The 11,980-nt window shown below is 58.7% G+C and carries 8 protein-coding genes; 3 read left to right on the top strand and 5 right to left on the bottom strand.

What is annotated here, in order from left to right:
- A partial coding sequence (locus tag Q0288_RS17870; protein ID WP_299433751.1) for an NAD-dependent epimerase/dehydratase family protein occupies window positions 1-936 on the bottom strand: 936 nt, incomplete at its 3' end.
- A gap of 66 nt (window positions 937-1,002) precedes the next feature.
- Entirely contained in the window at window positions 1,003-1,662 is a 660-nt protein-coding gene (locus Q0288_RS17865; protein WP_299433748.1) for a TetR/AcrR family transcriptional regulator, read from the bottom strand.
- A 220-nt stretch (window positions 1,663-1,882) separates the two neighbouring features.
- Between Q0288_RS17865 and Q0288_RS17860 the strand changes: the two genes are divergently transcribed.
- The 3 genes from Q0288_RS17860 to surE all read left to right on the top strand — a co-directional run bounded on the left by Q0288_RS17860 (window position 1,883) and on the right by surE (window position 7,480).
- The gene (locus Q0288_RS17860) at window positions 1,883-5,722 is read left to right on the top strand and encodes an NPCBM/NEW2 domain-containing protein (RefSeq protein WP_299433745.1); all 3,840 of its coding nucleotides are present in this window, start codon (window positions 1,883-1,885) and stop codon (window positions 5,720-5,722) included.
- A 260-nt stretch (window positions 5,723-5,982) separates the two neighbouring features.
- Window positions 5,983-6,462: a transcription elongation factor GreA gene (gene greA, locus Q0288_RS17855; RefSeq protein WP_299433754.1), complete on the top strand. Its 480-nt coding sequence runs from the start codon at window positions 5,983-5,985 to the stop codon at window positions 6,460-6,462.
- Between the two features lie 214 nt (window positions 6,463-6,676).
- Entirely contained in the window at window positions 6,677-7,480 is an 804-nt protein-coding gene (gene surE / locus Q0288_RS17850) for a 5'/3'-nucleotidase SurE (RefSeq protein WP_299433742.1), read from the top strand.
- A gap of 10 nt (window positions 7,481-7,490) precedes the next feature.
- On the opposite strand, the gene Q0288_RS17845 is transcribed toward surE, so the two are convergent.
- The 3 genes from Q0288_RS17845 to Q0288_RS17835 all read right to left on the bottom strand — a co-directional run.
- Window positions 7,491-8,912 (bottom strand): HAMP domain-containing sensor histidine kinase, encoded by a 1,422-nt coding sequence (locus Q0288_RS17845; RefSeq protein ID WP_299433740.1) that lies wholly within the window; start codon window positions 8,910-8,912, stop codon window positions 7,491-7,493.
- A 79-nt stretch (window positions 8,913-8,991) separates the two neighbouring features.
- Entirely contained in the window at window positions 8,992-9,666 is a 675-nt protein-coding gene (locus Q0288_RS17840; RefSeq protein ID WP_208015319.1) for a response regulator transcription factor, read from the bottom strand.
- Window positions 9,667-10,003: 337 nt separating this feature from the next.
- Window positions 10,004-11,980: Smr/MutS family protein (locus tag Q0288_RS17835; protein ID WP_299433734.1), on the bottom strand; the 1,977-nt coding region annotated here is incomplete at its 5' end.

The following is an 11,980-nucleotide window of genomic DNA, read 5'->3' as shown; positions in this document are numbered from 1 at the left end:
CCTGGATTTCAGTGGAGGTCTGTAGGAGTCCATCGTTTGTCGGATGGCTTCATCGGTGGGGGTTGCCCTGACTCCGAAAGCCTTTTCAAACCTGGAAGAATCCACTACGTACGGTTTCTCGAACTCGTATAGCATCTCCACCGATTCGCGGATGGCCGGTACCAACAGACCTGCGAGTTGGGTCATAAAACGGCTGAGACTTTGGGCTTTGGGTTTGCCGGGCTGCCCAGCAGCCTGCCAGATTTTTCGTGCAAATTCCAACTGAGTCAGGGCGGGTTGCACCGGCGGAACCCATATCTGCCCCCAGGACTGTTGGCTGGTTCCCAGGATGGCCATGGCCCTGCCTGCGTCCGGCACATAGCTGAAGCTGTGGGGCAGGTCGAGGCGGCCCAGAAACAACATGGCCTTGCCCTGTAAGGCTTTTTTGAACACCATGTCACCGCCAATGACGTAGCCCGGCCCGAAGTAGTGGGAAGGGCGTGAAAGGGCAACCTGCAACCTGCCCGCTTGGTGGGCCGCTAAGGCCGCATCCGCCATGGCTTTGCGCACTCTGCCCTTTTTGGTGTAAGGGTCTTCCAGCGAGCTTTCGTTGATGATTCGCCCATGGGGATCGCCATACATGTAGAGGTTGTCTGCGATTACCAGCCTGGCTTTACTGGCAGCGGCCCCTTCCAGAATGCTGCCCTGCAGGGCGGGAAACTCCTCAGCCCAGCGGTGGTAGGCTGGTTGGGCGCACTGGTAGACCACCGCCGCGCCCTCGGTCACCCGACGGGTAACATCCAGCGAATAGGCATCGCCTGCCACGGTCTGGGTGCCTGGTACGGTGGCCTGGCCCGAGCGGTTAACCATCCGCACCTGGTATCCCTGCTGCAGCAGCTCCTTAGCCACCGAACTTCCGAGGGGGCCAGTCCCAAAGATGACATGTAGTTCTTTCATACATCACTCCTTTACTTGCTATATTCACTTCACTTAACGCCGTAAAGTAAATCGTCAAAAAAAGAACTAGGGCTGCAGGCCTTTTATAAGCATCTGAAAATAGCCTTTGACCAACCGCCGTGTCTCGGCTTCTTCCCATTTCGGCACAATGCCCTTCATGCTCAAAGCCAGTGAAACGATGCCGTGGATGCCCGACCAGATTAGATTGGTGGTCTCGATGGGGTCACCCATGCGAATGACCCCAGCCTTCATAGCCTCTATCACCGCGTTCATCTGGATCAAATAGGAGTTGGAACCTTCGGCGTCCCCCTTGGCGCTGGGAGCTTCGGTTATCCATTCTGCCCTTTGCATGAACATCATCTGATAATGCAGGGGATGAGAGAGGCCAAACTCGAAATAGGCCCAGCCCAACGCCTGCAGCCGCTCTAAAGGGTCGGAATGGGTGGCATAGGCGGTTTGCAGAGCGTGGGTAAACTCGGTAAAACCCTGGGAGCAGACCGCAAATAAGAGGTCGTCCTTGTCTTTGAAATAGAGGTAGATGGTGGTGGGGGTGTAACCGATGTTCTCGGCGACCTGACGCAAACTAAAGCCTTCATAACCCTCGCGCTCAAACATCCGGATCGCCGCTTCCAGAATGGCCTGGCGGGTCTCCTGGCGGGATCGCTCGCGGCGTTCGAGGCTGCGCTGCTTGATGCGCTCCTGGCGGGTCTGGGATACACTACGCACAACGTTAATATACTTTACAGTGTTATTTTTGTCAACCGCGGGTTCATGAGGGCTGATTTCTCGCCGACCTGTGAATTCGTTTCCTGCTTCCCATCGGGGATAACGAACACGATAACGGGGCAAATGTCCCCCGGTCTGGTTACACTACATTAAGCATTCATTATGGCTGGCTAAATCTTTGACCAATACGGCGTGTTTTGTAGTGGCAGGAGGGTTGGGTATGGTGGCATATTGGAAAGGGTATAGACACTGGCTTTTGTTGCTGGTAATGGGGGTGGCTCTGACCGCGTGCTCGAGCCCCAATTCCAACATCCCCGAACCCTATCGGCTGGGGCCAAAGCCCTGGAATGATCGTAACCTGAGCATTATGGCAGCCCCGACGGGCAATGTGTACCTGAGCGATTTGAACTGGGTAACGGCCACCAACGGTTGGGGGCCGGTTGAGCGTGATCAGAGCAACGGCGAGTCGGCTGCGGGAGATGGCCGCACCCTCACCCTCAACGGGGTGAACTATGCCAAAGGACTGGGTGCACACGCCAATTCAGAGATTATGTACAGCCTGGAAGCCAACTGTAGCCGGTTTCAGGCGGTGGTGGGCCTGGATGATGAGATAGATACCCAGACCCAGTGGGGCTCGGTAGTGTTTCAGGTGTTCGCCGATGGCGTTAGCCTGTTTAACTCTGGCGTGATGCGGGGCAACAGCCCAAGCCAGCCGGTAGACGTGGACGTGACCGGGCGGCAACAACTGCGCCTGCTCATCAGCGATGGGGGAGACAACGTTTACTACGACCACGCCAATTGGGCCGATGCCCGGCTGGTATGTGCCGGCAGCACCAGTCTTCTCAATCCGACCGGCTTCACTGCCTCTGCAACTTCACCAACCAGCATCGCGCTTAGCTGGAACCCTGCCAGCGGAGCCACCGGCTACATCCTCGAGCGCCGCACCAGCACCACCAGCTTCGTCCAGATTGCCACCCCTTCCACCACTACCTATTCCGATACCGGGCTGGTTGCCAGCACTGCCTACACCTATCGCGTAAAGGCGACCAACGGCACAGACATCACTACTGGAGTCGAGACCGGCGCCACCACCCCTGCTGTCAATCCCCAGCAGACCCCCTATGGTCGTAGCACCCCCTGGCCGGTGCCAGGAACCATTCAGTTCGAAGATTTCGACGAGGGAGGCCAGGGCATCTCTTTCTCCGATAGCGATACCATCAATCGGGGTGGAGGATACCGCAATACTCCGGTAGATGTGCTGGCAGGTACGGGCTGGGGTCTGGTGGGTTGGACCGTGGTGGGGGAGTGGCTCGAGTACACCGTGGCAGTGGCCCAGACCGGCAACTACGATCTGCGGGTGCGGGTCAACAACCGGATGGCCGGGGCCAGGTTCCGGGTACTGGTGGACGACCAGGATGTGACCGGCTTGCTCGATGTGCCAGCGGCAGGCAATTGGGATACCTACAGTATTGTCACCCGTGCCGCCATTCCCCTGACGGCTGGCACGCGGACGGTGCGGATTGCCTTCGAAGCGGTTTCGACCACCGACTTTGCCGCTGGTAACTACGATTGGTTCGAGTGGGTGGCCAGCTCGAGCCAGCCCCAACCTCCTGCCAACCCCTCCACCTTTACCGCGAGTGCCACCTCGGCCTCGAGTGTGGTTCTGAACTGGAGTGCGGTGTCGGGGGCTACCAGCTATACCCTCGAGCGCCGCGTGGGGACTGGTAGCTACAGCGTATTGGCCACCAATCTCACCGCCCTTACCTATACAGACAATACTGTCACGGCCAGCACCACCTATACCTACCGGGTGCGAGCTGTCAACGCAGCCGGTAGCAGTGGGGGCGTGGAGCAGCAAGTAACCACCACAGCGGCTTCCAGCGGCAGCGGTTTGACAGGGCGTTACTTTGACAACATAGATTTCACCGGCACCACCTTCACCCGTACCGATGCCACCATCAACTTCAACTGGGGTACTGGTTCGCCTGACCCTCGGATCGGCCCCGACACCTTCAGTGCGCGCTGGACGGGGCAGATCGAGGCCCGCTTTAGCGAAACCTATACCTTCATTACCCGAACCGATGATGGGGTGCGTTTATGGGTCAACAACCAACTCATCATTGATCGCTGGGTTAACCAGTCCCCCACCGACCGCACCGGAACAATTGCCCTGATCGCCGGACAGCGTTATAGCATTCGGATGGACTATTTCGAGAATGGCGGTGGGGCCGTGGCCCAGCTTTCGTGGAGCAGCCCCAGGCAGCCCAGAGAAATTATTCCCCAGCGGTTCTTATACGCCGATGGTGCTACTCCTTCCGATCCCATTGTCGCGCCAACCGACTTGATTGCCGTGGGACTTTCGGCAGGCAGTGTTTATTTGGACTGGTCGGCGGTGATCGGTGCCAGCAGTTATATTGTCGAGCGGCGCACGGGCAGCACTGGTTCTTTTGTCCAGATTGGAGCACCTGTGGCCTCGAGTTTCGTGGACAATGGGCTATCGGCCAGTACGGTCTATACCTACCAGGTCTCAGCACTGGTGAACGGGGTACGGGGTGCAGCAGCCAGTGCCAGCGTTACCACACCTCCCATCGAAACCCCCATCAACGGAGGAAGCACTGCCACCACAAGCGGGGTTTTTGGCCCGGTGCGCGACTTCCCGCTGGTGGCGACCCATGCCGCGCTCCTGCCCGATGGCAAGGTGATCGCCTGGTATAGCTACGACCGCATCGGGGTCTACCGCGATATCCAGGATGCCAGTGCGGTCTTCCACCAGAGCTCCATCGTAACCCTGTGGGATCCCGTGAACAACACCTTTGAGGAGGTCAACAACAACACCACCGACCTCTTCTGTGCGGGTTGGGCAGTGATGCACGATGGACGTTTGCTGGTAGCCGGGGGCAACCTGGGTTCTCCCAACGGGAGCCTGCACACCAACATCTTCGACCCGGTTTCTAGAACTTGGACCAGGGGGCCCAACATGCGGGCCGGGCGCTGGTATCCCAGTGTGACGCCTTTGCCCAATGGCGAGCTGCTGATCACTGGCGGACAGACCGAGACCGGTGCCAATAATACTGTGCACGAAGTCTGGCAGACCAGTGGCACCCTGCGCCAGTTAACTGGGGCTACTACGGCTGGGCGCACCTTCGAACACTACTTCCCCTGGATGCATGTAGCACCCAATGGGCAGGTGTTCCACGCAGGTTGGAGCAACACCATGTCCTATCTCAATACCACGGGTAGTGGATCGTGGAGCAGCCAGACCTGGATGCGCCAGGGCCCCTATCGTTGGTATGGTTCATCGGTAATGTTCACACCAGGCCGCATTATCACCATTGGAGGTGGTACTACTGCCAGTGCTACCAGCACGCTGATTGATCTAACTAGTGGCGTCAGCTCGGTGGCAGGGCCTTTAATGGCTTTTGCCCGCACCCACCCGAACGCTACACTGCTGGCGGATGGTCGGGTGTTTGTAAATGGTGGTAATAACGGCGATTTATGGGACATCCCTTCGTCGGTCTACCATGGTGAAGTCTGGAATCCGAGCACCAACACCTGGACAACCGTGGCCCGGGCGCAGCGTCCGCGCAACTACCACGCTGTGGCCTTGCTGCTACCCGATGCAACGGTCTGGACGGCGGGCAGTGGGGGTTGTGGGGCCGAGTGTGAGCCGGGTAGCGGAACCACCCTGGCTGGGGTCAACCAGAAAAACTACGAGATCTATTACCCACCCTACCTTTTCAATAGCAGCGGCTCGCTGGCAACCCGCCCCACCATCAGCAGCATCCCCAGCTCGATCCAGTATGGCCAGAGCTTTAGCATCAACACACCTGACTCGGCCAGTATCCAGTCCGTAACCCTGCTGGCTTTGGGCGCTTCGACCCATGGTTTCAATTACACCCAGCGCTTTATGCCTTTGACTATACAGACAAGAGCGACAGGCACCCTTACGGTGACTGCCCCTGGCAATGCCAACCTGGCCCCCCCCAATCTCTACATGGTCTTTGTCATCAACTCCAGCGGTGTGCCCTCGGTAGCCCGAGTCGTCCGGGTTGGCCCCTAGAGGTCGCTTGCCAGTAGCCCCTGTGTGCGAACGGGGGCAGTTGGCGGGCTACTTCGAACCACCCCAAGCATCCACGAGTACACACTCCCGGCTCGAGGTGGGGCCTGCGTTGAAAGCATCTACCAGGGTCTCGAGCGGAATACGGCTTCAGATGTCCCCGGTTCCGGTCTCTAACCCGGCTGCCAGTAACCTCAGAATCGAGCGCTGTACTATACTGAAGTCGGGGTCTACATCCGCTAGGCCTATGGAGGTTTTGTTTGATGTTAGACAAAAAGCCAGTATACCTTACCGCTGAGGGCCAGGTGCGACTCGAGCAGGAACTTGCCTATTTGAAAAGCGAAAAAGTACAACAAATTGCCGATGAGATGGGCCGGGCAATTGCCGAGGGCGATTTGCGTGAAAATGCAGGCTACGACGAGGCTCGGCGGGCTATGTGGCAAAACAACACCCGTATTGCCGAACTCGAGGACATCCTGAGTCGGGTGCAACGGGTGGAGTTGGGCAACGGCATCCCCACCGAGGTGCAGATCGGGGTGACAGTGGAACTCGAGACTTCCACCGGCCAGCGTATGAGCGTTACGATGGTGGGTAGCCACGAATCGGATGTATTCAGCGGTAAAATTTCCAATGAATCCCCCCTGGGCCAGGCCCTGATGGGCAAAAAGGTGGGCGATGAGGTGCAGGTCAAAAGTCCCAAGGGTAGCCAGACCTATGTTGTAGTCGAACTGGTATACGCCTAGGTACAGGTACCCGGTGCTAGCAGCGTTCTGGTTTCCCGTTCGTCCTTGACTGGTGGGTGAGATCGAGGGTGCCGGGGATCGTCCGCCTGGTGTACGGAGGCTGCTCCGTCCCAGCGGGGATCGTCCGGTAAACGCATTTCCCATACGCACGCACAAACCACTACCTTTCGCTACCGCTTTCCGCACAGGCCTTTTGGCGTTAGGCTAATCGCGTATGCGTATCCTTGTTGCCAACGATGATGGTATCTTCTCACCAGGAATCAAGGCTCTGGCCCTTGCTTTGCGTCAGATTGCTCAGGTGAATGTAGTCGCTCCCGATGTCGAACAGTCGGGTGTGGGGCATAGCATCACCTTTCGCAGGCCCCTGCGGTTCAGGCACACGGCCTCGGCGGGATTTGGCGAGACTCCGGCCTACCGAGTAGACGGTACGCCTGCGGACTGTGTGGTGCTGGGCAGCAGGCTGCTGGGTCGGCCCGATCTGGTGGTTTCGGGGATCAATATTGGGGTCAATATGGGCCTGGATCTGACCCACTCGGGCACCGTAGCGGCGGCTCTGGAAGGGGCTTCGCTGGGAATTCCCTCGATTGCTTTCAGCCTGGATGCCTCAGGTGAGGAACTACAGTTTGAGGAAGCAGCACAGGGCGCAGTACCGATTGCAGGGTGGGTGCTGAAGCATGGTCTGCCAAACAAGACCCTGCTCAATGTCAACTTCCCCAACCGCGCACCCCAGGGGGTTAAGATTACCCGACTCTCCACCCATCGCTACGAAGACTCCATTGTCGAACGAGAGGACCCCGACGGACGGCCCTACTACTGGGTAGCGGGAAAGCCCACCGCGGAGCTGGAAGAAGGTACCGATTTCTGGGCCGTTCAGCATGGCTTCATTTCCGTAACCCCCATCACCCTCGACTACACCAACCATGCCTTTGCGGCCTCGCTCGAGCAGAAGTTCAGGGTACAGGCCCGGAAAGCCAGGGGTAGCCCAGTAGGAAAAGAGAAGAGAACCACGGGCCGTTGATTTGCTGAGGTCAGGCCAGTTGCGGATGGGGTGCAGTGGCCCGCTTGAGCGAGATGCTGAAAACCGACCCCCGGCCGGGCTCGCTCTCGGCCCACACGCTGCCACCATGGGCTTCCACAATCGAGCGCACAATGGCCAGCCCCAGCCCACTGCCGCCACGCTCGCGGTCACGGGCCTTGTCTACGCGGTAAAAGCGCTCAAACAAATGGGGAAGGTGCTCACTGGCGATGCCTTCCCCGTTGTCCTCCACCCGCACCACCACCCGTTCCGCCAGATCTAGCACCACCAGCCGGATATGGGTAGAGCTGGCCTTGATGGCGTTGGAAACCAGATTGGCGATTACCTGATGCAGCCGTTCGGGGTCGCCCAGCACCCACAAATTGTCGGAGGCCAGCACCTCCATGCTGCCCTCGAAACTCTTGCTATACTCCTCCTCAATTTCGTTTAAGACCGTTCGAAGGTGTACCGAACCCAGTTCTACCTTCCAGCTTCCGCCGGTTTTGGAGAGCTCGAGCAAATCCCCTACCAGCTTCTGCATCCGCTCCGATTCGCGCTTGATGATCTCGAGGCTTTCGCGTTGCTGATCCGAAATCTGGGTGCGCCTTATCAGATAGCTGATATGCCCCAAAATAGCCGTTACCGGGGTGCGTAATTCATGCGAAGCATCAGCCAGAAACCGACCCTGGGTCTCCCAGGCGCCCTCCAGTCGCGAGAGCATCCGGTTGAGCGACCTGACCAGCGAGGCCACCTCGTTGTTGCCCTCGAGTTCGGGCAGTTTGTCGGGTTTGTTGCTGACCTGTTCAGCCTTTTTGGCGATCCATTCCAGGGGCTCCAGGGTCTGCCGTACCAGCCGGAAGGCCAGGAGCCCGCCAAAAATCAACACCAGAATGGCAGTGGCGGTGTAGGTACGGGCAAAATCGGCCAGGGTGCTTTCGATACCCTCGGTAGACTTGCCCACCAGCAAAATTACCAATTGCTTGCCCTGGGGAATCCCGGCAATCTCGGTCTGGAGGCGTTCCGCCCGCACCCGCAGTGGAACTTCGGTGCCATCGGGTCGGATGAGGACGGTCTGGGTGTAAAACCCGCCCGATCGCAACACCTCCTGCAAGCCTCTTTCTGAAAGCGTCAGGGTAGAGTTGCTCAGTGCAACCGACTGGGCAATCGGGATGGCGGCTCCCTGCAGGATGTCATGGGCGGTGGGGTCGGGGAAAGGAACCCACAAGGCCTGTCCATAAACCGTCAGGGGCAGGCCGTCGAGGTGGCCTCTCTCTTGAATCAGCCGTTGAGCAGTTACCGAAGTCTCGGTCAACTCGCGACGCAGGCTGTCGTAGAGCGTGAATTGCAGGGTTCCGTACACCGATCCCCCGATCAGCAACAATGAAAAGGCCAGCAGGGCCAGCGTAAGCAGGGTGATGCGGGTACGCAGGGTCATGGTCTAGAGTCAATGGTCAATCGCCGATAGCCTGTTGTCAGCGGTTTCGCTATCCGCGAGGGGCTAATGGGCAATCTGGCTAGTCCTCTCTGAGAACATAGCCCACGCCGCGCACGGTGTGGATCAGGCGGCGTTCGCCCGTGCCTTCCAGCTTCTTGCGCAGGTAGCCGATGTACACGTCCACCACGTTGGAGCCACCCTGATAGCCAGGCCAGACCTTTTCTTCGATCTCGAAGCGGCTGAAGACTTTGCCGGGGCTCTTGGCCAGCAGTTCGAGCAGTTCGAACTCCTTGTTGGAGAACTCGATGCGCCGCCCGCCCCGATAAACCTCGCGACCCTCGAGATTGATAATCAAATCCGAGACCCGAATCTCTCCAGTAATCGCAGGGGTAACGCGGCGCAGGTGGGCTCGGATACGGGCCAGCAGTTCTTCAATGCTAAAGGGCTTAACCAGGTAGTCGTCGGCCCCGGCATCCAGCCCTTCAACCTTATCTTCTACCCGGTCTTTGGCGGTCAGAATCACAATCGGCACATTGGAGGTCTTGCGAATCCGGCGGGCCACCTCCAGGCCATCCATCACCGGCAGCATCAGATCCATCACTACCAGATTGGGATTGGTTTCGCGGAAGCGTGAAAGACCGGTGATACCGTCATAAGCCACCTCGGTGCGGTAGCCTTCGGCCTGTAGCTCGAGTTCGATAAAGCGGGCGATGTCCTTCTCGTCTTCAACGATCAGGATTAGGGGTTGATCCATTCCTTCCATGCTAGCAGGGTAGCCCGATTTCTCATGAGAATCATGGCCTTCATACTAATAAGCGACTCATGTCTTTGATTTACGTGAGATTGAAGTGGCGGTGAGCCGGGTACTGACCGTCTACTCTCGTTGGTCGGGGTAGATGGTTTCCCGTCAAGAGACCAGCTACCCGAACTCGGTATGAGACTGTTCGCTGGATAAAAAATGTTGTGCGAGGGGAATTTTCGCCTTGAAAACCGCCCGAGCTGCACCATAAGGGGCTTGTCTACCCTGGTAGGTCAAAACCACGCTGTCACGGACGCAGACTCCGAACGTAGGCCGAACTGGATGCAGTAACTTATACCCGCAAATGCACCACCGTCACCCCGTGCCCGCCCTCATAGGGCACTGCATCGTGGAAACCTTCTACCCGCCGGTCGCGTTTGAGTGAATCGCGCAAAGCATTGCGCAAGGCTCCGGTGCCCTTGCCATGGAGGAGGCGTACGGGGGTCGTGGCAGTGGCTTTCGCTTCGGCCAGGTAATCGTCCACCACCAGCAAGGCTTCCTCCACCGTGAGGCCGCGCAGGTTAAGCTCCGTCGCAATTTTGGCTTTGTGCCGGACGCTGCCTGCAGATCTGGGGGGGCGGGGTTCTTCCTTGGGCTGCAAGCGCGCAAGGGGCACGGTTATCCGCACTGCACCCATTTGCAACACGGCCTCTTGACCCCTTAGTTCTACAATGGTTCCCTGGCCGCCGTACTCGGGCACGTCTACCGCAGCTCCTACCTGCAGACCCGCCTCAGGCGGTGCGAGCTTTTCTGGGCGTTGGTATCTACTGCGAAGCTGGATGAGTTCGTGCATGACTTGCCCCTGACCCTGGGTTTTGTTGCGTTCCCTGGTTTGCCGCACCCGCTCCTGGGCATCCTGTACCACCTGTTCGGCTTCGGCCCTGGCCTCCTCGAGCAATCGTTGCTTGTTTAGCGACAACTCGGCCTGTTGCCAGGCAAGCTCCTGCTCCAGGCCCTCTGCCCTCTGCCGCTGGCTCTCAGCGGCCTGCCAGGCCACTCGCAAGCGCTCACGCTCAGCCTCGAGCGAGGCCAGCAAGCGCTCGAGCCGCCCCCCTTCCGGCCCCAGCAGTTCTTCGGCCCGTTCCACCATAATCTCAGGAAAGCCCAGCCGCCGGGCAATTGAGAGGGCATAACTGCGCCCCGGCGCTCCTACCACCAACTGATAGGTAGGGCGCAAGTGTTCCAGGTCAAAGCGCATCGAGGCATTCTGTAGACCGGGGGTGTCCTGGGCAAAGGCCTTCAGTGGGGAGAGGTGGGTGGTGATCAGCCCTCGCACCGCCTTGTCGAGCAACCCCTCTACAAAAGCTTGCGCCAGGGCGGCGCCCTCCTCGGGATCAGTGCCCGAGCCCAACTCGTCAATCAGGATCAGGCTATGGGGGGTTGCCGCTTCCAGCACCTCCTTAAGCTGCAACACATGGGCGGCAAAAGTCGAGAGGTTCTCCTGGAGAGACTGCTGGTCGCCGATGTCCACAAACAGCCTATCCGGGAAGGCAATTTCTGCTGCTTCCGCGGCCACAAAAAGCCCACACTGGGCCATCAAAACAGCCAGACCCAGCGTCTTTAAGAGAGCGGTCTTGCCGCCCATGTTGGGGCCAGTGATCAGCAGGATCCGGTGCTCTTGGGCCAGCTCGAGGTCGTTGCTCACAGGGTTTGCGATCAGCGGATGGCGTGCGGACTTGAGACGGTACAGTCCCTCTTTGTTCAGGCGGGGCCGCACCAGCCTCCAGTCCTCGGCCAGACTGGCGGCAGCCCGGGCAGTATCGAGTTCGGTGAGCGTTCGCAAAGTTTCGTCCAGCTCGAGGTCGTGGCCCAGAATGGCCGTCAACTCGAAGAGTACCCGGTTGACCTCGGCGTCTTCTTCGAGTTTCAGGCTAGCGAGTTGGTTACCCAGTGGAACCACACTGGTTGGTTCAATATAGACCGTCAAACCCGAATCGGACTGGTCGAGCACGATACCCGAAATTTTATTCTGAAAACTGGCCTTCACCGGAACCACATAACGGTCGCGCCGGATGGTGATGAAGCGTTCCTGGATGGCTTCTGGACTGCGTTCCATCAAATGGTGCAATTTGTCCTGAATTTGCTCGCGCAGGGGATTCACCCGGCGGCGGATTTCCCGCAGTCGGGGGGTGGCATCGTCGCGCACATTTCCGGCTTCGTCCAGGCACTCCCGGATGCGGCGCAGGAAATAGGCATGCTCGCCAATGCGGGCTGCCAGGGTTCGCAAATGCTCCCCAGCATCCAGGAGTTCGTGCTTGAGCACCACCGC

The organism is uncultured Meiothermus sp. (genome assembly GCF_937863175.1).
GTDB lineage: Bacteria > Deinococcota > Deinococci > Deinococcales > Thermaceae > Meiothermus.
Note: the sequence above shows the minus strand (reverse complement) of the source record. Positions and strands in the feature narration are given on the sequence as shown.